General features: G+C 67.1%; 23 protein-coding genes and 1 riboswitch. Of the genes, 11 read left to right on the top strand and 12 right to left on the bottom strand.

The genetic code is table 11. The features are described 5' to 3' along the window. Positions 1 to 103: 103 nt before the first annotated feature. Positions 104 to 313: a cold-shock protein gene (locus AC1DEZ_RS23250; RefSeq protein WP_149131593.1), complete on the bottom strand. Its 210-nt coding sequence runs from the start codon at positions 311 to 313 to the stop codon at positions 104 to 106. A gap of 281 nt (positions 314 to 594) precedes the next feature. On the opposite strand from AC1DEZ_RS23250, the gene AC1DEZ_RS23255 reads away from it, so the two are divergent. Then, positions 595 to 1,281, top strand: a complete 687-nt coding sequence (locus tag AC1DEZ_RS23255; protein ID WP_441509820.1) for a fumarylacetoacetate hydrolase family protein — start codon at positions 595 to 597, stop codon at positions 1,279 to 1,281. 126 nt (positions 1,282 to 1,407) lie between these two features. Continuing rightward, entirely contained in the window at positions 1,408 to 2,337 is a 930-nt protein-coding gene (locus AC1DEZ_RS23260) for a dihydrodipicolinate synthase family protein (RefSeq protein WP_476780859.1), read from the top strand. 102 nt (positions 2,338 to 2,439) lie between these two features. Here AC1DEZ_RS23260 and AC1DEZ_RS23265 read toward each other — a convergent pair whose 3' ends face one another. Together AC1DEZ_RS23265 and AC1DEZ_RS23270 are read right to left on the bottom strand one after the other, a co-directional pair. Next, positions 2,440 to 2,919 carry a copper chaperone PCu(A)C gene (locus tag AC1DEZ_RS23265; protein ID WP_476780860.1) on the bottom strand — a complete coding sequence of 160 codons (480 nt, stop codon included), beginning with the start codon at positions 2,917 to 2,919 and terminating at the stop codon, positions 2,440 to 2,442. A 96-nt stretch (positions 2,920 to 3,015) separates the two neighbouring features. Next, positions 3,016 to 3,438 carry a hypothetical protein gene (locus AC1DEZ_RS23270; protein ID WP_476780861.1) on the bottom strand — a complete coding sequence of 141 codons (423 nt, stop codon included), beginning with the start codon at positions 3,436 to 3,438 and terminating at the stop codon, positions 3,016 to 3,018. A 371-nt stretch (positions 3,439 to 3,809) separates the two neighbouring features. Between AC1DEZ_RS23270 and AC1DEZ_RS23275 the strand changes: the two genes are divergently transcribed. From AC1DEZ_RS23275 to AC1DEZ_RS23295, 5 genes are read left to right on the top strand one after another with little or no spacing between them, the layout of a single operon-like run. Continuing rightward, a complete protein-coding gene (locus AC1DEZ_RS23275) occupies positions 3,810 to 4,058 on the top strand; it encodes a hypothetical protein (protein ID WP_476780862.1) in 249 nt (82 codons plus the stop codon). A gap of 7 nt (positions 4,059 to 4,065) precedes the next feature. After that, on the top strand, positions 4,066 to 4,239 hold the full coding sequence (locus AC1DEZ_RS23280; protein WP_476780863.1) for a hypothetical protein: 174 nt from the start codon (positions 4,066 to 4,068) through the stop codon (positions 4,237 to 4,239). 7 nt (positions 4,240 to 4,246) lie between these two features. Next, positions 4,247 to 5,353, top strand: a complete 1,107-nt coding sequence (locus AC1DEZ_RS23285) for a methionine ABC transporter ATP-binding protein (RefSeq protein WP_476780864.1) — start codon at positions 4,247 to 4,249, stop codon at positions 5,351 to 5,353. Next, on the top strand, positions 5,343 to 6,008 hold the full coding sequence (locus AC1DEZ_RS23290) for a methionine ABC transporter permease (protein WP_441509826.1): 666 nt from the start codon (positions 5,343 to 5,345) through the stop codon (positions 6,006 to 6,008). Before AC1DEZ_RS23285 ends, AC1DEZ_RS23290 begins: the two co-directional genes overlap by 11 nt. Positions 6,009 to 6,046: 38 nt before the next feature. Continuing rightward, positions 6,047 to 6,847, top strand: coding sequence for a MetQ/NlpA family ABC transporter substrate-binding protein (locus AC1DEZ_RS23295; protein ID WP_476780865.1), 801 nt, complete (start codon positions 6,047 to 6,049; stop codon positions 6,845 to 6,847). A gap of 184 nt (positions 6,848 to 7,031) precedes the next feature. Here the strand turns inward: AC1DEZ_RS23295 and AC1DEZ_RS23300 are convergent, their stop codons facing one another. Both AC1DEZ_RS23300 and AC1DEZ_RS23305 read right to left on the bottom strand, forming a co-directional pair. After that, positions 7,032 to 9,233 carry an esterase-like activity of phytase family protein gene (locus tag AC1DEZ_RS23300; protein ID WP_476780866.1) on the bottom strand — a complete coding sequence of 734 codons (2,202 nt, stop codon included), beginning with the start codon at positions 9,231 to 9,233 and terminating at the stop codon, positions 7,032 to 7,034. Between the two features lie 68 nt (positions 9,234 to 9,301). Beyond that, on the bottom strand, positions 9,302 to 9,727 hold the full coding sequence (locus tag AC1DEZ_RS23305) for a hypothetical protein (RefSeq protein ID WP_476780867.1): 426 nt from the start codon (positions 9,725 to 9,727) through the stop codon (positions 9,302 to 9,304). 129 nt (positions 9,728 to 9,856) lie between these two features. On the opposite strand from AC1DEZ_RS23305, the gene AC1DEZ_RS23310 reads away from it, so the two are divergent. Beyond that, entirely contained in the window at positions 9,857 to 10,678 is an 822-nt protein-coding gene (locus AC1DEZ_RS23310; RefSeq protein ID WP_476780868.1) for a helix-turn-helix domain-containing protein, read from the top strand. 81 nt (positions 10,679 to 10,759) lie between these two features. Then, positions 10,760 to 10,951, top strand: a complete 192-nt coding sequence (locus tag AC1DEZ_RS23315) for a CsbD family protein (protein ID WP_441509831.1) — start codon at positions 10,760 to 10,762, stop codon at positions 10,949 to 10,951. Between the two features lie 65 nt (positions 10,952 to 11,016). Here AC1DEZ_RS23315 and dnaJ read toward each other — a convergent pair whose 3' ends face one another. Both dnaJ and dnaK read right to left on the bottom strand, forming a co-directional pair. Beyond that, on the bottom strand, positions 11,017 to 12,147 hold the full coding sequence (dnaJ, locus tag AC1DEZ_RS23320) for a molecular chaperone DnaJ (RefSeq protein ID WP_476780869.1): 1,131 nt from the start codon (positions 12,145 to 12,147) through the stop codon (positions 11,017 to 11,019). Positions 12,148 to 12,302: 155 nt separating this feature from the next. Beyond that, the gene (gene dnaK, locus AC1DEZ_RS23325; RefSeq protein WP_476780870.1) at positions 12,303 to 14,222 is read right to left on the bottom strand and encodes a molecular chaperone DnaK; all 1,920 of its coding nucleotides are present in this window, start codon (positions 14,220 to 14,222) and stop codon (positions 12,303 to 12,305) included. A gap of 370 nt (positions 14,223 to 14,592) precedes the next feature. Here dnaK and AC1DEZ_RS23330 point away from each other — a divergent pair, with 370 nt between their 5' ends. Together AC1DEZ_RS23330 and AC1DEZ_RS23335 are read left to right on the top strand one after the other, a co-directional pair. Beyond that, entirely contained in the window at positions 14,593 to 15,423 is an 831-nt protein-coding gene (locus tag AC1DEZ_RS23330; RefSeq protein WP_476780871.1) for a hypothetical protein, read from the top strand. 176 nt (positions 15,424 to 15,599) lie between these two features. Then, positions 15,600 to 16,691 carry a linear amide C-N hydrolase gene (locus AC1DEZ_RS23335; RefSeq protein WP_441509835.1) on the top strand — a complete coding sequence of 364 codons (1,092 nt, stop codon included), beginning with the start codon at positions 15,600 to 15,602 and terminating at the stop codon, positions 16,689 to 16,691. Between the two features lie 103 nt (positions 16,692 to 16,794). Here the strand turns inward: AC1DEZ_RS23335 and AC1DEZ_RS23340 are convergent, their stop codons facing one another. From AC1DEZ_RS23340 to AC1DEZ_RS23360, 5 genes are all read right to left on the bottom strand, one after another. Then, positions 16,795 to 17,742: a SphA family protein gene (locus tag AC1DEZ_RS23340; protein ID WP_441509836.1), complete on the bottom strand. Its 948-nt coding sequence runs from the start codon at positions 17,740 to 17,742 to the stop codon at positions 16,795 to 16,797. A 146-nt stretch (positions 17,743 to 17,888) separates the two neighbouring features. Then, a complete protein-coding gene (locus AC1DEZ_RS23345) occupies positions 17,889 to 18,647 on the bottom strand; it encodes a hydroxyethylthiazole kinase (RefSeq protein ID WP_476780872.1) in 759 nt (252 codons plus the stop codon). Positions 18,648 to 18,652: 5 nt separating this feature from the next. Next, positions 18,653 to 20,530, bottom strand: a complete 1,878-nt coding sequence (thiC, locus tag AC1DEZ_RS23350) for a phosphomethylpyrimidine synthase ThiC (RefSeq protein WP_476780873.1) — start codon at positions 20,528 to 20,530, stop codon at positions 18,653 to 18,655. 78 nt (positions 20,531 to 20,608) lie between these two features. Then, positions 20,609 to 20,713, bottom strand: a riboswitch (TPP riboswitch). Between the two features lie 71 nt (positions 20,714 to 20,784). Next, positions 20,785 to 20,982, bottom strand: a complete 198-nt coding sequence (locus AC1DEZ_RS23355; protein ID WP_476780874.1) for a hypothetical protein — start codon at positions 20,980 to 20,982, stop codon at positions 20,785 to 20,787. Positions 20,983 to 21,424: 442 nt separating this feature from the next. Further along, entirely contained in the window at positions 21,425 to 22,510 is a 1,086-nt protein-coding gene (locus tag AC1DEZ_RS23360) for an OmpA family protein (RefSeq protein WP_476780875.1), read from the bottom strand. Positions 22,511 to 23,129 lie beyond the last annotated feature (619 nt).

Here is a 23,129-nt window from a genome sequence, read left to right on the forward strand (position 1 = left end):
GACGGGCATGCCTGGAATCGCCTTCAGTCCGCTCGCGAGCGAAAGAGATTCGCCGTGGCTCGGGAACGGCGCCGCCATCGCCTTCCCGCTGTCGCTGCCTGCCCTAAGCGACCTTCAGATTCACCGCAGCGCTCTTGCCGGTCTTGCGATCAGGCTCGAGGTCGTAGCTGACCTTCTGGCCTTCGTTCAGGCCACGCAGCCCCGCGCGCGTCACTGCGCTGACATGCACGAAGATGTCGCCGCCGCCCTCGTCGGGCGTAATGAAGCCGTAGCCCTTGGTCTCGTTGAACCATTTCACGGTTCCCGTACTCACATGCCGCTCCTTCCTTGAGACTTGCCGGACCAGCCCGGCACGGCAGTGTAGGAGGCAAATCGCGGTGGTTGCAATGGCGCGCCGCACAAACCATTCCGCGCATGCGAAGAGCGCCTGCAATGCCGCTCACGCAGGCCCGGTGACGGTGCAAGCTGCTTGCGGACGGCGCGCGCCTCCCGCATGAACAGCGCAAGCAGGTGCCAGGGCATTGCGCGCAAAGGTGGATGCCGGTTTTTTGCCGCAGCAATGTTCTGAACTTTAACGACCGAGGGAACCGTCCGATGAGCAACTATGTGATCGATCCGCAGGCCATCACGGCCGTTCCGGTCGCTGGGGGCGGCTCCTTCCCGGTGCGGCGCGTCTTCTGCGTCGGCCGCAACTACGCCGAGCACACCCGCGAGATGGGCGGCGATCCCGACCGCGAAGAGCCCTTCTTCTTCACCAAGCCGGCCGACGCGCTGCTCGTCAACGGCGCCGACATGCCCTATCCGACGAAGACGAAGGATCTCCATCATGAGATGGAACTGGTCGTCGCCATCGGCACAGGCGGCAAGGACATCCCCGAAGCCGAGGCGCTCGCCCATGTCTATGGCTACGCGGCCGGGCTCGACATGACCCGCCGCGACCTGCAGGCCGCCGCCAAGAAGGCCGGGCGCCCCTGGGACATGTCGAAGGGCTTCGACCTCTCCGGGCCAATCGGCGAGATCGTTCCCGCGAGCCAGGCCGGCCATCCGAGCGCCGGCAAGATCGAACTCACCGTCAACGGCGTCGTGCGCCAGAGCTCCGACCTCGCCAAGCAGATCTGGAACGTCGAGGAGACGATCTCCTATCTCTCGGGCCTGGTCGAGCTCAAGCCCGGGGACCTGATCTTCACCGGTACGCCGGAAGGCGTTGCCGCCGTCGGCAAGGGCGACGTGCTCGAAGGCGAGATCGCCGGCGTCGGCACGGTCCGAACCCGCATCGTCTGAGGCGTCATTCTCGGGCTCGCCCCGAGAATCTCATGACCAGCCCCGCTGGTTTCCGAGATGGTCGGGTCAAGCCCGACCATGACGAGGTTCCAGCCTTCCTCCCCGACAAGACCGAGAGCAGAAACCATGCGCCTGACCTCCGACGCCAGCGGCGTCTTCCCGATCGCGCCGACGCCGTTCAACCCGGACGGCAGCATCGACTGGACCTCGGCCGACCGGCTCTTCGAATTCTACCAGGGCATCGGCTCCGACGGCGTCACCGTGCTCGGCATCATGGGCGAGGCGCCCAAGCTCGAGCCCGAGGAGTCGGTCGAGCTGGTCAAGCGCGCCGTCGCCAAGATGGGCGGCAAGCCGATCATCGTCGGGGTCTCCGCGCCCGGTTTCGCGGCGATGCGCTCGCTCGCGCGGCAGGTGATGGACCTCAGCGCCGGCGGCGTGATGATCGCCCCGCCGCCCGCGCTGCGCACCGACGACCAGATCACCGGCTACTACGCCCAGGCTGTCGAGGCGATCGGCACCGACATCCCCTTCGTCATCCAGGATTATCCGCTGACGCTCTCGGTGGTGATGACGCCGGCGGTGATCCGCAAGATCGTCATGGACAACCCCTCCTGCGTGATGCTGAAGCACGAGGACTGGCCGGGGCTGGAGAAGATTTCGGCGCTGCGCAAGTTCCAGAAAGAGGGCTCGCTGCGCCCAATCTCGATCGTGACCGGCAATGGCGGGCTCTTCCTCGATTTCGAGATGGAACGTGGCGCCGACGGCGCCAATACCGGCTATGCCTTCCCGGAACTCCTGATCGACGTGGTCAAGCTGCAGAAGGCCGGCAAGCGCGACGAGGCCCATGACATCTTCGACGCTCATCTGCCGCTGATGCGCTACGAGCAGCAGCAGGGCGTCGGGCTCGCCGTGCGCAAATACACGATGATGAAGCGCGGCATCCTCAGCCATGACGCCCAGCGCAAGCCGGGCGCCGCCTTGAGCGCAGTTGCCAAGGCCGAGGTCGATTATTTGCTGTCCCGGATCGCGAAGCACGATCCGCGCGCGAAGCTCTGAGCGGCCAGACCGTCATTCCCGGGCGCCGCAGGGCGGCGACCCGGGAATCGCCCGCAAGAGATGCCCGGGTCACGCCCGAGCATGATGCGCGGGAAACAGCGCTCAGTGGCCCTTGTGCTCGCCTTCGCCGCCCTTGGCGGCTATCGAATCCACCTTGAACTCGACATCGACCGAGCCTGCCTTCTCGAAGGTCAGCGTGCCCTTCATCATCTCGCCCTGCTTCAGCGGCTGCTTCAGCTCCATGAACATGATGTGGTAGCCGCCGGGCTTGAACTCGACCTTGGCGCCGGGCGGAACCTCAACGCCCTGCTCGAGCGGGCGCATGGTCATGATGCCGTCCTTGGTCGCCATCTCATGGATTTCCGCGCGAGCGGCGAAGGGAACGGAGATCGAGACCAGCCGATCGGGCGTGGTTCCGGTGTTTTCGATGCTGAGATAGCCGCCGCCGACCTTGGCGCCGGCCGGGGTCGCCCGCGACCAGGGATGGCCGATCTTCAGCGCGCCCGCCTTGAAGTCGTGGGCGGAGGCCATGGTGGCCGAAAGCGCGAGCACGGCCGTCGCGAGCAAAAGGGAAAGCTTCATGGCTTGTGTCCTGAGCGGAAAGGACTGCTGAGCAGCCCGAATGGCAAATGCGCCGGCGTCGATGGCCGGCGGGATATCGGCAGGCGGTGGGAAGCGTCAGGCTGCGGGCGGAGCGCGCGAATCCGCAAGGCCGACAGCGAAACCATGCGCCACACCTTCGGCGACCGGGTGCAGCGAGGCCAGCCTGGCGATGGAACGCGCGGCGAAGAACAGATCGCCCCATGGCGGACCGGCCAGCACGGGATTGAGCGGACAGCCCTTGCAATGGGCGAGATCGCCGGCCGGGGCCGGCGCACCTTCCGCGGGCACCGGAGCGCCGGAACAGAGGACGGCGCCGTCTCTTGCCGAAAAGGGCGCCAGCGCCGAAGCCGGCGCGATTGCCAGAACAAGCGCGCCCCAGCCATAGGCGACCGCAAGCCAGACTCCGAGGCCGGAGCGGCGCAGGCGATCGAGAAAGGTGGCACGAGCCGGCATGGGCCGCAGATGGCGCCCCTTCCAGGGCTCCGTCAAGCAGCTCATTGCCGCATCATCGCCGACGGGTAACGAGCGCCGGAGAATATTCTTCTCTGGCCTGCGGTTTCTTTAAAAGAACGAAGCGATTGACAAAGAGGACGATCGCCGCCAGATTGCACATTGTCTCCGGAGCGATCCGGATACCGCGGAGATTTGAGCAGCAGCTTGCGCCGCGTCACCAAACGCTAAAGCGCCACGACTGGGTCGTGGGCTCCAGATTGAGGAGACTGACATGACCGTTGCGAGAATGAGCCGAAGCCAAACGCGCTTCCACCCCGCCCCCTGCTGTTGTCGACGCTGAGATCGCAAGGCCGATAGGCCGCTTTCACCCGATCGCTTCGACGAACACGCCGCCAGATGCGGCAAAAGGCAGAGCCATGTCCCAGTTTCATTCCGTTTCCAGCCGGCCTAGCCCGGCGCTGCAAGCCTATGTCATCGAGCTTGGCGAGGACCAGATCGGCCTCGTCAGCCGGCGCGCCGATGAGCGCGACTTCACCTTCATCGCCGCCTCCTCGGCCTTCCGAGCCCTGGAGGGGCAGCGCTTCGCCACGCCCGGCGCGGCAGAGAGCGCGGCGCGCCGCCTCGCCCGGCGGCCCCGCCACAGCCCGCTCCGGCTGGCCTCGTGAGGCGGTGATGCAAGTCCTGTCATCGCTCTGGAACGCCGTCGCCGCCTGGTTCAACCGGGCGGTGCCGGCAACCTTCGACCCGCTCGACGCCGCGCGCTCGGACGATCGGCGCCGCTCGATCCATGACGTTACCATCGAGCAGCTCGGTATCGCACACTGGTCCTGCCACACCCATTTCTGAGGACATGATGAACGCCCCCGTCAGCCCTGGCGCGTTGAGCGCCGGCGCCCTGCCAGTCGCCATGGCCGAGCCCGCGATCCGTTTCGAGCAGGTCGGCAAGACCTATGCGGCACGCAGCGGCCAGCAGCCCGTGAGCGCGCTCGCCGGCATCGATCTCGACGTGCCCGCCGGCAGCATCCTCGGCGTGATCGGCCGCTCCGGTGCCGGCAAGTCGACCCTGATCCGCCTCGTCAACGGGTTGGAGCGCGCCACCGCCGGCCGCATCTTGATCGAAGGGCAGGATGTCACCAACCTGACCGAGGCCGGCTGGCGGGCGCAGCGCCGCCGCATCGGTATGATCTTCCAGCACTTCAACCTCTTGTCTTCGCGCACCGTCTTCGACAATGTCGCGCTGCCGTTGGAGATTGCCGGCACGCCGCGCGCCGAGATCACCGCCAAGGTCGAGCGGCTGCTCGAGCTCGTCGGTCTTGCCGACAAGAGCGCGCGCTATCCGGCGGAACTCTCGGGCGGGCAGAAGCAGCGCGTCGGCATCGCCCGCGCGCTCGCCACCGATCCGAAGGTGCTGCTCTGCGACGAGGCGACCTCGGCGCTCGACCCGGAGACGACCCGCTCGATCCTGGCGCTGCTGCGCCAAGTCAATCGAGAGCTCGGGATCACGATCCTGCTGATCACCCACGAAATCCCCGTCATCAAGGAGATCTGCGACCGCGTCGCGGTGATCGAGGGCGGACGCATCGTCGAGCAGGGCGAAACCTTCTCCGTCTTCACCAACCCGCAGCACCCGACCACGGCGCGCTTCGTCGAGGCCGTCACCGGCGTCGAGGTGCCCGAGCATCTCGCCGGCCGCATCCGCACGCAGGCGCGCCCGGGCGACAATCTCGTGCTGCGCATCACCTTCATCGGCGAGAACGCGACGGCACCGGTGATCAGCCGGCTCAGCGCGGTCGTCGGCGTCGACGTCAACATCCTGGCCGGGCGGATCGACGCCATCGCCGGCCAGCCCTTCGGCAGCCTGCTCGTCTCGGTGCCCTCGCGCGCGCCGGAAAGCGACGCGGTGCTCGGCGCCCTGAAGAGCCTCGGGCTCAAGGCGGAGGTTATCGGCCATGTCTCCTGAACTCATCCGCCTGATCTGGCAGTCGACGCTCGACACGCTCGCCATGGTCGCCGTCTCGGCCGGCATCGGCACGCTGCTCGGCCTGCCGCTCGGGGTCTTCCTCGCCACCAGCAAGCGCGGCGAGCTGTTCGCCGCACCCGCCGCCAATGCCTTGCTCGGCGTGCTSGTCAACGCCACSCGCTCGACGCCCTTCATCATCCTCGTCGTCGCGATCATCCCGTTCACGCGGCTGCTCGCCGGGACGTCGATCGGCACCGCCGCGGCGATCGTGCCGCTGACCGTTGCCTCGACGCCCTTCATCGCCCGGCTGATCGAAGGCGCCGTGCGCGAGGTCGATCAGGGTCTGGTCGAGGCCGCGCGCGCCATGGGGGCAACACCCATCCAGATCGTCCGCAAGGTGCTGGTGCCCGAGGCGCTGCCGGCCATCGTGCTCGGCCTCACCCTCGCCGTGGTCAGCCTTATCGGCTTCTCGGCGATGGTCGGCGCGGTCGGCGGCGGCGGACTCGGCGATCTCGGCATCCGCTACGGCTACCAGCGCTTCATGCCCGACGTGATGGCGACCGTCGTCGCCGTACTCATCGTTCTCGTCCAGCTCGTGCAGAGCTTCGGCGACCGCCTGGCGCGCCGCCTGAACAAGCGCCTGCGCCACGCCTGATCATTTTCACCCGCTTCATACCGAAGGAAACCACGATCATGACGACCTCTTTCAGCCGCCGCGCCGCGCTCGCAGCCGGTCTCGCCCTGGCGCTCGCAGCCGGCCCCGCCTTCGCCCAGCAAAACCAGGTGCTTCGGATCGGCGTCACGCCCGGCCCCCATGCCGAGATCCTCGAGAAGGTGAAGCCGCTGGCGGCGCAAAAGGGCCTCGACCTCAAGATCACCGAGTTCTCCGATTATGTCGTGCCGAACCAGGCGCTCGACGCCGGTGAGCTGGACGCCAACTCCTTCCAGCACGAACCCTATCTCGACAATCAGGTGAAGGATCGCGGCTACAAAATCGTCAAGGTCGGCCTCACCGTGAACTTCCCGATCGGCATCTACTCGTCGAAGTACAAGAGCTGGGCCGAGCTCCCCGACGGCGCCACCATCGCCATCCCGAACGACCCGACCAATGGCGGGCGCGTGCTGCTGCTGCTGCAGGACAAGGGCGTGATCAAGTTGAAGGACGGGGTCGGATTCAAGCCGACCGTGGCCGACATCACCGGCAACCCGAAGAAGTTCAAGATCATCGAGCTCGAGGCCGCCCAGACGCCGCGTTCGCTGGCCGACGTCGCCGCCGCCGCGATCAACACCAACTACGCCGTCGACGCCAAGATCGACCCCGCCTCGGCCATCCTGCGCGAGGATGCCAAAGGCCCCTATGTCAACCTGATCGCAGTCCGCGCCGCCGACAAGGACAAGCCCTGGGTCAAGACGCTGGTCGAAGTCTATCAGAGCCCGGAGATCAAGAGCTTCATCGCCGAGCGCTACAAGGGCGCCGTGCTCGCCGGCTGGTGACCGTCTCCTCCCACCTGGCTTCTTCATGGGCCAGGCGCCTTGCCCCGGATGCATCGCATCCGGGGCTTTTTTTATCATGCGTCATGGTCGGGCCTGACCCGACCATCTTGGAAACCAGCGTCCTCCGGTCATGAGGTTTCTCGGGTCTGCGCTTCGCTTCGCCCGGGAATGAGCGGGCGGCTCGTCAGTTGCCGATCTTGCCGAAGGCGAAGAACTGGGTCTCGCCGGAGGAATCGTCGACGCCGTCATTGTCGGTGATGACAAAGAGGTGCCCGGCCTTGTCGACGGCCATGCCCTCGACCTTGTCGAGACCGTAGCCGCCGGCCTTCATCAGATCGGGCGTCAGGTCGCGCAGCAAGGTCTTCGTGACGGTCGGGATGTCCGCCGCGCCGATGGCGGCGGGCTTCAGGCCCTTCACCGAGAAGGTCTGGAGCGTCTTCGCCGCCTTGGCGCCGAAGCCGTTGTCCCGCTCGATCACGGCGAAACGGTCGTCGCCAAGGGCAACCAGCTCGGAGAGGCCCATCCAGAAGCCGGCAGCCGGCTGGGAGAGCGGGTAGTGCAGCACGCCCCATTCCTTGGTCGCCGGCTTGTAGGAGAGGATCTTGGTCTTGCCCTTCGGATCGTCCTTCCACTCGCGCTGCACCGCGAGCCAGACGGTCTCCTCAGGGCCCGTACCGGTCACCGCCACGCCCTCGAAGCCAAAGCGGACCGCATGCTTCGCCAAAGCCTCAGGCAGGACGATCTCTTCCTCGACCTCGCCCTTGGCCGAGACGCGCAGCAGGATGTCGGCGAGCGGCGCATCCTTCTTCTCGGGATTGCCCTCGGAGGCCAGCCAGAAGCCACCGCCCTCGCGGGTCGCAATGCCTTCGAGATCATAGGAAGCGGGCTTGCCGTCCCTGGTCACGGTAATCGCGCCGATGATGCGGGCGGGCTTCTGCGTCCCGTCGATCTCGAGGATGCGCGAGGGCGTGTAGGCGCTGTCGGTGATCAAGAAGAGCTTGCCCGGCGCGGTGCGGTCCGCTGCAAGGCCGGAGAGCGCACCCCAGCCGATCGGCAGGCCGTTCTCGTTCTGCGACTGGATGGTCGGGTAAGCCGCGGCCTGCTCGGCGCGGCGATAGATCATCACCGCCGAACGCGCGCCGCCCTTCTCGCCGGCATCGGTTTCCGAAGCCGAAACGAAAAGGTCGCGCTGCGGGATGGCGAGAAGCCCCTCCGGACCGATGCCGGTCGGCAGGGCCTGCAGGTAGCGCGGCGCCTTGCCGGGTCCTTCGTCCTTGTAGACCAGCACCAGCGACGCCCGCTCCAGCCCGACGAAGATCAGCCGGTCGTTGCCATAGGTCGCGACCTCGATGCCCTCGGGCTCGCTGCCCTTGGCGGCCGAGCGCTTCTCGGGGTAATGGCCGAGGCGCATGGCGATGTGGTCGACCTCCGAAGCGGAATCGAACTCGACGGTGCCGTCCTTGCGGAAGATCGTGAAGCCGCGCGAGCCGCCCTTCCAATCGCCCTCATTGGCGGTGACGAAGCGGTCGTTGTCGATCCAGCGCACGGCGTCCGGCTCGCGCGCAACGCCCTTCAGCTCCTCGGTCGGGCTGATCTTGCCGTCGCGGGTCTTGTCGATGTTCTTGAGATCGACGCTGCCCGCCGAGAAATGGGTCACCACCTTGCCCGTCTTCGAATCGACGACGATGAGGTGGTTGTTCTCCTGCAGCGTCACCACGACGAGCCCGTCCTGATTGACGTCGACGAATTCCGGCTCCGGATCGGTCGGCTCGACGGTTGCGAGGCCGGTCAGGTCGACGACCTGGCGGGTGGCGCAGTCGATGGCGCCATCCTTGATGCCGATCAGGGTGAGGTTGCCGGCGGGGAGCTGCGGCAAGGCGCCCTTGTTGAGCTTCTCGTCGCGCTCGTTCTCGATCGCGATCGCGACCTTGCCCTTGTCCTTGGTGAGCGTCACCGAGTCCGGCTGGCCGCCGAGATCGCATTTCGCCACGACCTGCCTGGTCTTTAGGTCGACCGTGGCGAGGTGGCCGGCCGGCTCCTTGAAATTGTCGCCAGAGGTGACGACGGCAACGAAGGCCTTGTCGCCGAGGATGGTGACCGAGGTGGATTCACCGTCGAGCGGCACGAAGCCGGCCGGCTTCGGATTGGCCGGGTCGGCGATGTCGATGATGCCGAGCGCCTTCTGCTCGCCATCGGTATAGGCCAGCAGCATGCCGTCCTCGCTGGCTGCGATGATCTCGGAGACGGTCTTCTTGGCGGGATCGCGGTCGGCCGGCAGGTTCTGCGGCACGGAGAAGGTGGCGATGCGATTGAACATCGGCTCCGCGCCGGCGGTGCCCGCGAGGAGGAGGGAGGCGAGAGCCGCGAGGACGAAAGGCTGGCGCATGGAACGGACCCGCTGACGGAAAAGGATATCCGCGGCTAGAGAGCCCATGCGACAGCCGCGTGACAGCGTCAGCCAAGACTTGCGCCCAATGCGGCATTATCGTGGGCCGGCGAGCGCCGGAAGCCGATCACCTCCAGCTCGGTGACGATGGCGACGGCCGCAGCCTGGGCGAGCACGAAGGCGATGCCGAGCCCGGTCGGCGCCAGCCAGCCCGTCAGCAGGATCGCGATGCTGTCGACGATCCAGAGCAGGTTGATGCCGATGACCGCATAGACGGCGAGGCGCGGCAGAATCGTGCGGCTGGCGAGGAAGCCCAGCAGCGCCGCGCAAGGCAGCAGCACGATGCCCGCTCCGCGCAGCAACCCCTCCGGCAGGCCGAGGGGCACGGCGAGCGGGCCGGCGGCCGTAGCGAGCAGCAGGCCCATGCCGGCGCAGGCCGCGGCATCGAGCGCGAGGGCGTTGCGAAGCAGTGGTGAGGGTTGGATGAGCGACATGGCATTCTCCTTCCGTTTCATGGGCAGGCAGCCCGTTTCGATGCGGGGAATGCTGCCGATTTCGGGAGAGCCCGTCGATTAAGCGGGAGGTAATTGGAACGGCCCGCAGGGATCGCTAGCTTGCCTGCCATGAACAAGCATCACGCCCCCTCCTTCGGCACGCTGCTGCGCGACTGGCGCCAGCTGCGCCGCTTCAGCCAGCTCGACCTCGCGCTCGAAGCCGAGATCTCGCAGAAGCATCTGAGCTTCGTCGAAAGCGGACGCTCGCGCCCGAGCCGCGAGATGGTGCTGCTGCTCGCCGAGCATCTCACGGTGCCGCTGCGCGAGCGCAACGCCCTGCTGCTGGCGGCCGGCTATGCGCCGGTCTATCCCGAGCGTTCCCTGGAAGATCCGTCGCTGAACGCCGCCAGGGGCGCGATCGACTTGATCCTCAAGGGGCACGAACCCTACCCGGCGCTCGCCGTCGACCGGCACTGGACGCTGCTCGCCGCCAATGGCGCGGTGACCCGGCTGCTCGGCCTCGTCGCCGATGCGGCGCTATTGCAGCCACCCGTCAATGTTCTGCGCCTGTCGCTGCACCCGGATGGGCTTGCGCCGTTCATCGTCAATCTCGACGAATGGCGCGGCCATCTGCTCGCCCGGCTGCGCCAGCAGGTTCGGGCTACGGCGGACGGCACGCTTGGCGCCCTGCTGGAAGAACTCTCCACCTATCCGCATCCCGGCAAGGCCGGACAGGAGCGGCACGACCCGGACGCCGAAGCCGGCATCGTCGTGCCGATGCTGTTGCGGCTCGGCGAAACCGTGCTGTCTTTGATCTCGACGACGACGGTCTTCGGCACGCCGGTGGACATCACCCTGTCCGAACTGGCGCTGGAGACGTTCTTCCCGGCGGATACGGCCACGGCTGAGGTGCTACGCGCGCTCGCCGCGAGCGGAAGCGGGACGGTGTAGTCGCCCGGAACCGATCCGGCGCAGTGCAGTTTCTTGGAGGGACGCGACCGAGGTCGCACCGGAACCAGGAGGAGCCACGCAATGGGTAGCACGACCGACAAGATCAAAGGCATGGCCAACGAGGCCGCCGGCAACGTCAAGCAGGCCGCTGGCAAGGCGCTCGACAAGCCGGAATGGGAGGCCAAGGGCAAGGCTCAGGAACTGAAGGGCGAGGCCCAGCAGGCACTTGGCAAGGGCAAGGACGCGGTCAAGAAGGCCGTCGACAAGGCCTGAAGCACCGCCCCGAAACACAAAGGGCCGCCGAAAGGCGGCCCTTTTTTACTGCTCGACACCGAGGCTCAAGCCGTGCCGCCGAGCCCGCCGAGGAAATCCTTGACCCGGCCGAAGAAGCCGGCCGTCTCCGGATGATTGTTGTGCGAGCTCTCGCGCTCGAACTCCTCCAGCAACTCGCGCTGGCGGGCCGTCAGCTTCTGCGGCGTCTCGACCACGACCTGGATATAGAGGTCTCCGACATCGCGCGAGCGCAGCACGCTCATGCCCTTGGCCTTCAGGCGGAACTGCTTGCCGGTCTGGGTGCCTTCCGGGATCTTCACCCGCGCCTGCTCGCCCGAGAGCGTGGGAACCTCGATCTCTCCGCCGAGCGCGGCCGAGACCAGCCCGATCGGCACGCGGCAGAACAAATCGGCACCGTCGCGCTGGAAGATCGCGTGCGGCTTGATCGAGAGGAAAATGTAGAGATCGCCCGCAGGCCCGCCGCGCAGGCCGGCCTCGCCCTCGCCGGCAAGGCGGATGCGCGTGCCGTCCTCGACGCCGGCAGGAATGTTGACCGAGAGGGTGCGCTCGCGGGTGACGCGGCCGGCGCCCTGGCAATTCTTGCAGGGGTCGTCGATGATCTCGCCGCGACCGGAGCAGGTCGGGCAGGTCCGCTCGACCGAGAAGAAGCCCTGATTGGCGCGGACGCGGCCATGGCCGCCGCAGGTCGGGCACTGCCGCGACTTCGAGCCGGGCTTGGCGCCGGTGCCGGAACAGGACTCGCAGGAGACCGAGGTCGGCACGCGGATCGAGGCGTTCTTGCCGGTGAAGGCCTCTTCCAGCCCGATTTCGAGATTGTAGCGCAGATCGGCGCCGCGCTCGCGGCCATTGGCGCTGCGCGGGCCGCCGCGGCGGGCATCGCCAAAGAAGGAATCGAAGATGTCCGACATGAAGTCGGAGAAATCGGCGTTGCCGCCGGGGCCGCCGCCATTCTCGAAGGCTTGGTGGCCGAAGCGGTCATAGGCCGCGCGCTTCTGCCCGTCGGAGAGGACCTGATAGGCCTCGTTGATTTCTTTGAACTTGATCTCGGCTTCCTTGTCGCCGGGATTCTTGTCCGGGTGATGCTGCATCGCGAGCTTGCGGAAGGAGCTCTTGAGCTCGACCTCCGTCACGGTCCGGCTGACGCCGAGGATCTCGTAGTAGTCTCGCTTCGACATCGAAACGTCTGCCCCTTGCCTTTGACGCGCCATGGCCGGGCGCGGCGGCCCGGCCATGCGCGACAGGCGTTGTCCATCCTGCCTTCACGCCGCCCCGGAACGAGATGGCCGGGTTCGAGCCCGGCCACCCCATCGCGTTCCGCGACGAACGCGGATTACGCGCTCTTCTTCTTGTCGTCCGAGACGTCCTTGAAGTCGGCGTCGATGACGTCGTCCTTCTTGGCTTCCGCAGCAGCTTCGCCTTCAGCACCGGCGGCAGCGCCCTCGGCCTGGCTGGCGGCATACATCGCCTCGCCGAGCTTCATCGAAGCCTGCATCAGCTCGTTGGTGCGAGCCTGGATGACTTCGACGTCCTCGCCGGTGAGCGCGGTCTTCAGCGCCTCGGCCGCGGTCTCGATCGCCGACTTGTCGGCCTCGGTGACCTTGTCGCCATAGTCCTTCAGCGACTTCTCGGTCGAGTGAACGAGGCTCTCGCCCTGGTTCTTGGCCTCGACCAGCTCGCGGCGCTTCTTGTCCTCGGCGGCGTTGGCCTCGGCATCCTTCACCATCTTCTGGATGTCGGCCTCGCTGAGGCCGCCCGAAGCCTGGATCTTGATCTGCTGCTCCTTGTTGGTGGCCTTGTCCTTCGCCGTCACCGAGACGATGCCGTTGGCGTCGATGTCGAAGGTCACCTCGATCTGCGGCATGCCGCGCGGGGCCGGCGGAATGCCCATCAGGTCGAACTGGCCGAGCAGCTTGTTGTCGGCCGCCATTTCGCGCTCGCCCTGGAAGACCCGGATCGTCACCGCGTTCTGGTTGTCCTCGGCGGTGGAGAAGACCTGGCTCTTCTTGGTCGGGATCGTGGTGTTGCGGTCGATAAGACGCGTGAAGACRCCGCCCAGCGTCTCGATGCCGAGCGACAGCGGGGTCACGTCGAGCAGCAGCACGTCCTTGACGTCGCCCTGGAGGACGCCGGCCTGGATCGCGGCGCCGATGGCGACGACCTCGTCGGGATTGACGCCCTTATGCGGCTCCTTGCCGAAGAACTGCTTCACGACCTCCTGCACCTTCGGCATGCGGGTCATGCCGCCGACGAGAACGACCTCGTCGATCTGGCCCGCCGAGAGGCCGGCATCCTTGAGCGCCTTCTTGCAGGGCTCGATGGTGCGCTGGATGAGATCGTCGACCAGGCTCTCGAACTTGGCGCGCGACAGCTTGATGGCGAGGTGCTTCGGACCGGAAGCATCCGCCGTGATGTAGGGCAGGTTGATCTCGGTCTGGGCGGTGGTCGAGAGCTCGATCTTGGCCTTCTCGGCCGCTTCCTTCAGGCGCTGGAGAGCGAGCTTGTCCTTCTTCAGGTCGATGCCCTGCTCGCGCTTGAACTCGTCCGCGAGATATTCGACGAGGCGCATGTCGAAGTCCTCGCCGCCGAGGAAGGTGTCGCCGTTGGTCGACTTCACCTCGAAGACGCCGTCGCCGATCTCGAGGATCGAGACGTCGAAGGTGCCGCCGCCGAGGTCATAGACCGCGATGGTGCCGGCGGACTTCTTCTCAAGCCCGTAGGCGAGCGCAGCCGCCGTCGGCTCGTTGATGATTCGGAGCACCTCAAGGCCGGCAATCTTGCCGGCATCTTTGGTGGCCTGGCGCTGGGCGTCGTTGAAATAAGCGGGAACCGTGATGACGGCCTGGGTGACGGGCTGGCCGAGATAGGCCTCCGCCGTCTCCTTCATCTTGGTGAGCGTGAAGGCCGAGATCTGCGACGGCGAATATTCCTTGCCGTCGGCGGACACCCAAGCGTCCCCGTTCGAGGCCTTGGTGATCTTGTAGGGAACGAGCTTCAGGTCCTTCTGCGTCATCGGATCGTCGTAGGTACGGCCGATGAGGCGCTTGATCGCGAAGAAGGTACGCTCCGGATTGGTGACGGCCTGGCGCTTGGCAGGCTGGCCGACAAGGCGCTCGCCATCATCCGTGATGGCGACGATGGAGGGCGTGGTGCGCGCGCCCTCGGAATTCTCGATGACCTTCGGCGTGGTGCCTTCCATCACTGCAACGCAGCTGTTGGTCGTGCCGAGGTCGATACCAATGACTTTACCCATGGATGGGATCCCTTTCGATTGAGCAGATCGCCGGCCTGCGACGCATTCACGCCGCCTGCCGGCCCATGGACCGGGTCGCCCCCGCTTCAGCGGCGAACGCTCCGGCATTCCACGTTTGACGGTGGTTAAACCGCCCCTTGGGCGCGTATATAGTGAGGGTGTTCCCGCCCTTGCAAGACAGGCGAGCCGATTAAGAAGCGGGGATCGTGGGGTTTTGGGCTGCGCCGGCGCTTTCCGCAGCGACTGTGTCCTTGCGGCCCTTGCGCGGAATTGCGCCCGCCTTCATGCAGGAAGGCCGTTCCGTTTGCGCATGGACACCATGAGCCGATCGACGCGCATCGCCCCTATGCTGGTGGCTATCTCGGCCGCGATGACGGCGCTCGCGCAGGCGCAGCCCCTGCAATTGCCGGGCGCACAGCCATTCAATGCTCCCGGCACGCAGCAGGGTGCTCCCTCTGCGCCCGGCGCGCCGGCAGCACCGCGACCACCGAGCATGCCCGCGATCAAGATCCCGACCGAGGAGGCAATCCTCGGAAAGATCCTTCACCGCAACGGCCATCACGGCGAAGCGACCTTCACGAAAACCGCCAACGGCTTCGGGATGAAGCTCGGCCTCGACGGCTTCCAGCCAGTCAATCTGGTCGAGCCCTGCTCTGTTTCCTTCGGCGACGCGCCCGTCCCGGTCACGGCGCTGGGACGGCCGGCCGGCGTGCCCCGCTACCGGCTGGAGGCGCCGATCTGCCCGATCGTCTTCGACGTCCTCGACGGCGCCGTCCTCGTCGTGGAGCCCACCGAACCTTGCGTCGTCGAGGCGGCCCAGTGCCGGATCGATCCGCGTGGCCTGTGGGGCCCGGACGCCCGAACGATCGCCGCGCAGGCAAGGGAGATCGAGCGGGCGCGCGGCACCGCCGAGCGCGCCGTCCGCGAGGGGTACCGGACCCTGACGGCCAAGTCTGACGCCGTCGAGCAGCGCTCGATCGCCCGCGAGCAGGCGGGTTTCTCCTCCGAGCGCGAAACCATCTGCCGCGATTTCCAGCGCGAGGGTCAGATGGGCTTCTGTGCGGCCCGGATCACGGAAGCCCGCGCCGCCGCGCTGCGCGTGCGGCTCGGCCTTGGCACCGAGTCCAAGCCCGCCCCCAAGCCGAAGCCGCGTCCGGCAACGCCGAAGCCGGCACCGCTGTCGCTCGCCCCGACGCAGTAGAAAGTCGGCCTGGCCCTTGCCGGCGGCGCCGGGTTCGTCGCCTGTTAGGGCTCCATTCACCAATTTTTCCGGCTCTCCTTCCGGCCCCCAGAAGGCAGCGCGCTTCTTTACGATTGCTGCGTGAGTGACCGCGTACCAAGCCCGGGCACACCGCTTTGGGGGATAGAATGCGTCTTATGAATTGGGGTTTCGCGAGAAAAGGCCTGTCGGCCCTGCTCGCCGGCCTGCTCGCCAGCGCCGCGCCGGCTCAGGCCTGCACGAATATTCTGATGATTGCGGCCGACGGCACGCCGGTTTACGGCCGCACGCTCGAATACGCGCTCCAGACACCGTCCGACGTCGTCGTCGTCCCGCGGAACTACGCCTTCGTCGGCACCCGCCCCGCCAACATGCCGGCTCCCAAGTGGAACACGCGCTATGCATTCGTCGGCGTGATGAGCTTCGGCCAGCCTTTCGTCTCCGACGGCATGAACGAGAAGGGACTCGCTGGCGGCGCCCTGTATTTCCCGGATTTCGTGGGCTACACGCCCGTGGCGCAAGCCGACCCGAACACCGCGCTCGCGCCCTGGGAATTCCTGAGCTGGGTCCTGTCGAACTTCGCTACCGTCGCTGAGGTCAAGGAAGCGCTCAACAAGGCCGTGATCGTCGACCTTCCGGCGCCGATCGTGAATTTCACGCTGCCATTCCACTTCCCGATCCACGATGCGACGGGCGCCTCGATCGTGATCGAGCCGGTGGACGGCAAACTGAAGGTCTATGACAACCCGATGGGCGTTCTGACGAACTCCCCGACCTTCGACTGGCACCTCAACAACATCCGCAACTACGTCAAGATTTCGCCCGTCGCGGCCGATCCGCTGAAGATCGGCGGCAAGACCTTCGAGCCCTTCGGGCAAGGCTCCGGCCTGCTCGGGATTCCCGGCGACCCGACGCCGCCCTCGCGCTTCATCCGCGCGCTCGGCTACGTCGCCTCGGCGAAGCAGGCTCCCGACGGCCCCCAGACCGTTCGTCTCGTCGAGCACATCATGAACAATTTCGACATCCCGGTCGGCTTCATCAACTCGGCGGCGAAGGGCGGGGAGCTCGAATATACCCAGTGGACTTCGGTCGCGGATCTCAGGGCCAAGAAGTACTATATCAAAAGCTATCAGGATCAGGTCCTGCGCATGGTCGACCTGACCAGCTTCGACCTCGACGCCAAGGCACTTCAGGTCGCGCCGTTCAAGCCGAACCCGGTGCCTCCGGCTCTTCAGTTCGCGAAGCCGTAATGCCGAAGCTGCCCGCTCTCCCCTTCGAGAGCGGGCATTTTCTTCTCCGGGCCACCCAAGGACCGAGAGAACCAAGCCCGCATCACGCGGGCTTCTTTTTGCGTCAGGGAGAGGTCGTCAGCGGCAACGAGACCGTGAGCAGGCCGACGGTTCCGCGCGCGCGGTTCTCGACGGCGAACTCGCGCAGAACCTTGATGCGGGTAGAGATCGGCGTCTTTCCAATCGTGAAATTATAGGCCAGCGTGCCGCCGAGCGCGGTCACGCGGCCCTTATAGGCACCGAGCTGCGCGCCCGCTCCGCTGTCACCGGTGACCTGCTGATAGTGATAGCCGATCACTCCGGCGGAAAGCGCGCTGGTCAACGCTTTCGAGGCGGCCCATTCCAAGTGAAACTCGGTGCCCGTCCGGTAGTCCGTGGCCGGATTAGTGCCGTTGAACGTCACCCCGGCGATGCCTGAGAGATCGATGCCGGTTTCCGGATCGAACCAGGTGAGGGCGCCGGACAGATCCGTGGCCCAGCGGTGAAAGGCAAGATTGGCCAGTTCCCCGTTGCGGTACTCGCCCGCAGGCGCGTTCACCATGACGGTTGCATTCCAATGGAACTTGCCGGCATGCCAGCCGAGAATCGTCGAGAATACGGGATCGCCGACCATCGTGGCCTTGTCGCGCAAATTGGAGCCGACAAGGCGGTTCGTTTGCGGCGAATCGTATTCGACACCGGCCGCGACCCGGACGCGGCCGACAGGCAGAGTGGCCCCGAAGGCGAGATTGCCCCCGGCGAGTTCCCAGGGCGTCACCCACGTTCCGCTCAGGAAATCGGCCCGTGCCTGACTCCGCACACCGGCAACGAAGCGACCGCCGGAAGGCAATGACTTCCGGGCGTCGAGCTTGGCGTCGTAGCTGTAGGTGTCGCTCTCGAAATAGACCCCGGGAGGCGGCAGATAGCCAGCCATCGCGCCACGGCCGCCGAGCAGATAGAAGCCCGTGCCGTTCTCGGCCGCCCGGACATCCTCCGGCAGCCCGACGCAGCCGGCGGCCAGACCAAGGGCCATCAGGGCGACAAGCCGAAAGGGCCTGTGCGATTGCCCGCAGGCTTCGTTACGCATCATGTTGTCTGTTGCCCCCCGGCGCGGCCGTCGCCAGCCGGGCGAATCAGCCATGCGACCCTAGGATGCCTGCGGGCGGCGGTGAATCCCGGCTACATCATGTCTTTCATGTGTGACATTCGCGCCATACGTGCTTGCAGCATTCCGGCCTCGAGGCCAGCGACCGCATCGATCAGTTCGACGGCAAAGCTGCCGGGGCCATGGCAACGCTCGGCTGCGATTTCGCCCGCGATGCCGTAGGCCGTCAGCGCCGCAGCCGCTGCAATCACGGGATCGGGCTCGACCGCGAGGCAGGCAGCCACCAGCGCGCTTGAAGCGCAGCCCAGTCCGGTTACCCGGCTCATCAGCGGATGCCCGAAGGCCACGGAGAGCTTGCCGGAAGGACCGTCGATCGCGTCGACAGCCCCTGTCGTCGCGCGCGTGACGCCGGGGGAGCGCTCCAGCAGCCAGGCCAAGGCCGCCATCTCGGCGGCGTTGCCACGCACGACGACGCCCGGCAGCCGCAAAACGTCCTCGGCCAGCCGCAGCCGCAGGGGCGACAGCTCGACGAAGACCGGGTCGAGCACCAGCGGAATGCCGCGTTCGCGCGCCACAGCGACGAGCTTCGGGATCGCGCGCTCGCCCTCAGGGCTGATCGTGCCCAGATTGATCAGGATCGCGCTTGCCCCGGCCGCGACCGCCGCAACCTCCTCGGGATGACCAGCCATCGAGGGCACGGCCCCGAAGGCGAGCAGCATGTTGGCGGTGACGTTCTGCGCTACGGTATTGGTCAGGCAATGGATGCGCGGGCGGCGCTCGGACACCCGCGCGAGGATCGACGCGACCTTGGCCGCGTCGAGGCTGTCGTTCATGCCGCTCATTCGGCCGCAGGTAGATAGATGCTGCCACCCTTGTCGAGGAATTCCTTCGACTTCGCCGCCATGCCTTCAGCAGCCATGGCCTCGAGACTTGCCCTCTCATTGTCGCTCATCGCGAGAACCTCAGCGCGCAGGTCCTGCGTGATCTTCATCGAGCAGAATTTCGGCCCGCACATCGAGCAGAAATGCGCGACCTTGTGGGCATCCTTCGGCAGCGTCTCGTCGTGGAACTCGCGCGCCGTGTCGGGGTCGAGCGCCAGGTTGAACTGGTCCTCCCAGCGGAAGTCGAAGCGGGCGCGGGAGACCGCGTCGTCCCTGATCTTCGCCGCCGGGTGGCCCTTGGCGAGATCGGCGGCATGGGCGGCGATGCGATAGGTGATGACGCCGGTCTTGACGTCGTCACGGTTCGGCAAGCCGAGATGCTCCTTGGGCGTGACGTAGCAGAGCATAGCGCAGCCATACCAGCCGATCATCGCCGCGCCGATGCCAGAGGTGATGTGGTCATAACCCGGCGCGATGTCGGTGGTCAGCGGTCCGAGCGTGTAGAAGGGCGCCTCGCCGCATTCGCGCAGCTGCTTGTCCATATTCTCCTTGATCTTGTGCATCGGCACATGGCCGGGGCCCTCGATCATGACCTGGCAGCCCTTCTTCCAGGCGACCTGAGTCAGCTCGCCCAGCGTCTCCAGCTCGGCGAACTGGGCGCGGTCATTGGCGTCGGCGATCGAGCCCGGACGCAGGCCGTCACCGAGCGAGAACGAGACGTCGTATTTGCGCATGATGTCGCAGATCTCGTCGAAGCGCTCGTAGAGGAAGCTTTCCTTGTGATGCGCCAGGCACCAGCGCGCCATGATCGAGCCGCCGCGCGAGACGATGCCGGTCACACGGCTGGCCGTCAGCGGGACATAGGGAAGGCGAACGCCGGCATGGATGGTGAAGTAGTCGACGCCCTGCTCCGCCTGCTCGATGAGGGTGTCCTTGAACACCTCCCAGTCGAGCTTGATCGGATCGCCGCCGACCTTCTCCAGCGCCTGATAGATCGGCACCGTGCCGATCGGCACCGGCGAATTTCTGAGTATCCAGGAGCGGATGTTGTGGATGTTGCGGCCGGTGGAGAGGTCCATCACCGTGTCGGCACCCCAGCGGATCGCCCAGACCAGCTTCTCGACCTCCTCGGCGGCACCCGAAGTCACGGCCGAATTGCCGATATTGGCGTTGATCTTGACCAGGAAGTTGCGGCCGATCGCCATCGGCTCCAGCTCGGGGTGGTTGATGTTGGCCGGGATGATGGCCCGGCCGCGCGCGATCTCCTCGCGGACGAATTCGGGCGTGACGAATTCCGGAACGACAGCGCCGAAGCTCTCGCCGTCGGCATGGCGCTCCCTGGCGCCTTCCATCATGGCGGCGCGGCCGAGATTCTCGCGATGGGCGACATAGATCATCTCGGGCGTGACGATGCCGGCCTTGGCGAACTCGTATTGCGTCGCCATCTGGCCGGGCTTCGCCTCGAGGATCGGGCGCTCGGCCGGGCAGGCCGGCACGAGCTGCGCTTCGCTGATATGGCCGTTATCGGCGGCGGTGACGGCGCGGCCGGGCACGGTCTGGAAGCCGCGGGCATCGAGCCAAGCGCGGCGCGGCTGCGTCAGGCCGGCATTCAGGTCGATCCTGGCGTCGGTCTCGGTATAGGGGCCGGACGGGTCGTAGATGCGCACCGGCGGCTCGGCATCGGTCGTCAGCACGACCTCGCGGAAGGGCACGCGCATCTCGGGATGCTCGGGCGCGGCGACATAGATTTTGCGCGAGCCGATGATCGGGCCGGTCGTCACGCTTTGCGGCGCGGTCTTGACGCTGTTCTTCTGGGGTTTTGCGTGGGCATTCATGAGGATCTCCTCCTTGCGACAGGTCAGGAGATCCGGGTTTGAAAGCGGTACAGTCGCTGTCTGCGGACAAGGCTCGGCCCTGTGCACGCGTTCCAGTCCCTCCGCCGGTATGACCCGGATCAGGTTCGACGGGTTCGGCTTCGGAAGCCATCTCAGCCCTTGCGGGCACCCCTCGGAACAGAGGCGAGGTTAGGCGCAGAGAAGTCGCTTGGCAACGGCCTCAGCGACAAACGATCGAAGCTGGGGAAAGGAGATCAGGCGGTGCGGTCGACGAGGCCGCCCTGACCGGCCGGGAGCGTCGCCTGCGTCTGCTCGACGCTCTGCTGGAGCATGGTGACGAGGCTTTGGTCAGCCTGCGCGTTCTGCTTGAGCATCTCGACCGACAGCGCCTGCTGCGTCGAGGCGGCCTGCATCGTGACGATGCTGCGGGAAACGGAGGCTGCGTCGCTCATGCCGGCGACGCTAATGCGCCCGCCTTGCCAAATCCTGAACGACCTTCAGGGCCTGATGATCGACGGCACCGAGCGCGCATCGGCGGGTCGCGACTCGGCTGCGGCGGACCAGCCTGCGCCCTGTCATAGCGCTGCTCACGCCTGTCGGCGCGAGGCCGCATACCGCGTTCCCCTGCCGGCGGCCGCACGGCCTCATCCGCACGCGGCGCCACCGGCACGCCTGGAGCAGGCTGTTTCTCGGCAGGGGGAGCATTCTGAGCCCATGTCGGAAACGGCGCGAACGAACCGGCAAGCACCAGACCTGCCATCGCCAGAGCGGACATCTTCATGGCTGCATCTCCCATCAGCGCCTCCTCCGGAAGAGAAACCGCTGTGGGGGTGCGGGGTTCCCCACACCCCCACAGCGAACGGGGCTGCTCAACGGGCAGCCCCGTTCGAGAGGTCAGCGGTTCTGGCCGGTCAGCAGCGGCGTGATGCGCCGCAGCGTCACACGCCGGTTTTCGCGGGATGCCCCTTGCGTCTGCACCTTCAGATACTGCTCGCCATAGCCCTGGGTGGTCAGGTTTTCCGGCGGGATCTGGAAGTCGCGCGTCAGGATCTCCCCGACCGACTGGGCCCTGCGATCCGAGAGCGAGAGATTGTCGACATCGGCACCAACCGCGTCGGTGTGGCCCTCGACGAGGAAGACCTCGTTCGGCGAGCCTTGCAGCACGCGCCGGATCGAATCCGCGATCACTGCGAGGCGCTGCGCCTGGTCGGGCGTGACCTGCCAGGAGCCGGTCTCGAAGTTGATCGTGTCGATATCGACGCTGCGCATGCGGGCGCGCAGATCCGGCGAATAGCGGACCTCGTCCAGCGTGTAACGGCGCGGGATCGCGGCGATCGGCGGCGCCATGATCGTCTCGTAGATCAACGCCTCGTCGGCCTGGTCGGCATCGACGATATAGCGCTCGCGCGGGATCGGCAGCGGCGGCGGCGGCAGCACGACGATATCGTCGGCGAAGCGCCCCGGGCGATCGCGCAGGGTATTGTCGATGATCACCACCTCGCGGTCGTCGCGATCGATGCGGGTGCGGCGGATCAGCCGGCCCTCCTCGTCGGTGACGGTGACGATGCGCGTGCCGTCGGGCCGCTCGAACACGGTCCGCATCTCGCCGTCGCGGCGCTCGGAACGGCCTTGCCAGCCGAGATCGCGGAAGCGCTGGTCCTCATCGCGGCGGATGATGGCCCGGCCGTCATCGTCGCGGATGATGGTGCGGCCGGGCTCGCGGATGACGGTAACGTCACCCTCGCGCCGTTCCTCGCGCCGCGCCCGGATGTCGTCGAAGCGCTGCGCTCCCTGAACGGCCATGATGCCGCCGATCGCGCCGACACCGAGGCCGATCGCACCGGCCACACCCGGCGAGATGCCGCCGCGACGGCCTTCGCGCTGCGGCGGCTGGCTGGGGAAGACCCCGCCAGACGGCGGCTGCGCGGGAGCCGTGCCGGGCTGCGTCGGTGCGACACCGGGCTGCGCCGGAGCCGGCACCCCAGGAGCGGCTGCCGGAGGCACGCCCGGAGCGGGGCGTGCGGGCTGAGCGGGCGCCAGCCCCGCGGGCGGCGTGCCCGGGGGCGGCGTCGGAGACGCGGCGCCGGGTTGGGTCGGAGCCGGAGCGATCGGAGCCGTGGCCGGAGGTATTGCCGGGCGCAGCGGCTGTGCCGGAACTGCGCCGGCCGGCGGAGACGGAGCTGTAACGCCCGGCTGCGCCGGAGCGCCGGGAGCGGCGCCGGGCTGCGGCGCTGCGCCCAGCGGGCGCTGGGACGGAGCCGCAGACGGCGGAACAGCCGGCCCACCGCGCGGAACCGCGGAGGGCGGCGCGCCGGCGCCGGGCTGAGCGGGTGTGCCGGGAGCAGCGGAAGGTGGAGCTCCGGGCGGACGCGGCTGCCCTCCGGGAGCCGAGGGAACCGCACCTGGCTGCGGAGCAGGCGCTGGAGGACGAGCCTGAGGCGGCGCAGCAGAGGGGGGCACAGCAGGGCCGCCGCGCGGCACGGCCGAAGGCGGCGCGCCGGGYCGGGCCGGCGCCGGGGGAGCTGCTTGCGGTCGCTGGCCGGATTGCGCTCCGGGCACCGCGGCCGGCGGCGGGAGCGGCTGCGGCGCTGTGCGCGGC

The organism is Allobosea sp. 10L422 (assembly GCF_056395345.1).

Coding starts and splice junctions, on each gene's coding strand:
- AC1DEZ_RS23295 (WP_476780865.1), top strand. CDS start 6,047: ATGACGACCTCTTTCAGCCGCCGCGCCGCGCTCGCAGCCGGTCTCGCC.
- AC1DEZ_RS23260 (WP_476780859.1), top strand. CDS start 1,408: ATGCGCCTGACCTCCGACGCCAGCGGCGTCTTCCCGATCGCGCCGACG.
- AC1DEZ_RS23335 (WP_441509835.1), top strand. CDS start 15,600: ATGAATTGGGGTTTCGCGAGAAAAGGCCTGTCGGCCCTGCTCGCCGGC.
- AC1DEZ_RS23310 (WP_476780868.1), top strand. CDS start 9,857: ATGAACAAGCATCACGCCCCCTCCTTCGGCACGCTGCTGCGCGACTGG.
- AC1DEZ_RS23305 (WP_476780867.1), bottom strand. CDS start 9,727: ATGTCGCTCATCCAACCCTCACCACTGCTTCGCAACGCCCTCGCGCTC.
- AC1DEZ_RS23285 (WP_476780864.1), top strand. CDS start 4,247: ATGAACGCCCCCGTCAGCCCTGGCGCGTTGAGCGCCGGCGCCCTGCCA.
- AC1DEZ_RS23280 (WP_476780863.1), top strand. CDS start 4,066: ATGCAAGTCCTGTCATCGCTCTGGAACGCCGTCGCCGCCTGGTTCAAC.
- AC1DEZ_RS23315 (WP_441509831.1), top strand. CDS start 10,760: ATGGGTAGCACGACCGACAAGATCAAAGGCATGGCCAACGAGGCCGCC.
- dnaJ (WP_476780869.1), bottom strand. CDS start 12,147: ATGTCGAAGCGAGACTACTACGAGATCCTCGGCGTCAGCCGGACCGTG.
- AC1DEZ_RS23340 (WP_441509836.1), bottom strand. CDS start 17,742: ATGGCCCTTGGTCTGGCCGCCGGCTGCGTCGGGCTGCCGGAGGATGTC.
- thiC (WP_476780873.1), bottom strand. CDS start 20,530: ATGAATGCCCACGCAAAACCCCAGAAGAACAGCGTCAAGACCGCGCCG.
- AC1DEZ_RS23265 (WP_476780860.1), bottom strand. CDS start 2,919: ATGAAGCTTTCCCTTTTGCTCGCGACGGCCGTGCTCGCGCTTTCGGCC.
- AC1DEZ_RS23275 (WP_476780862.1), top strand. CDS start 3,810: ATGTCCCAGTTTCATTCCGTTTCCAGCCGGCCTAGCCCGGCGCTGCAA.
- AC1DEZ_RS23255 (WP_441509820.1), top strand. CDS start 595: ATGAGCAACTATGTGATCGATCCGCAGGCCATCACGGCCGTTCCGGTC.
- AC1DEZ_RS23345 (WP_476780872.1), bottom strand. CDS start 18,647: ATGAACGACAGCCTCGACGCGGCCAAGGTCGCGTCGATCCTCGCGCGG.
- AC1DEZ_RS23330 (WP_476780871.1), top strand. CDS start 14,593: ATGACGGCGCTCGCGCAGGCGCAGCCCCTGCAATTGCCGGGCGCACAG.
- AC1DEZ_RS23355 (WP_476780874.1), bottom strand. CDS start 20,982: ATGAGCGACGCAGCCTCCGTTTCCCGCAGCATCGTCACGATGCAGGCC.
- AC1DEZ_RS23300 (WP_476780866.1), bottom strand. CDS start 9,233: ATGCGCCAGCCTTTCGTCCTCGCGGCTCTCGCCTCCCTCCTCCTCGCG.
- AC1DEZ_RS23270 (WP_476780861.1), bottom strand. CDS start 3,438: ATGAGCTGCTTGACGGAGCCCTGGAAGGGGCGCCATCTGCGGCCCATG.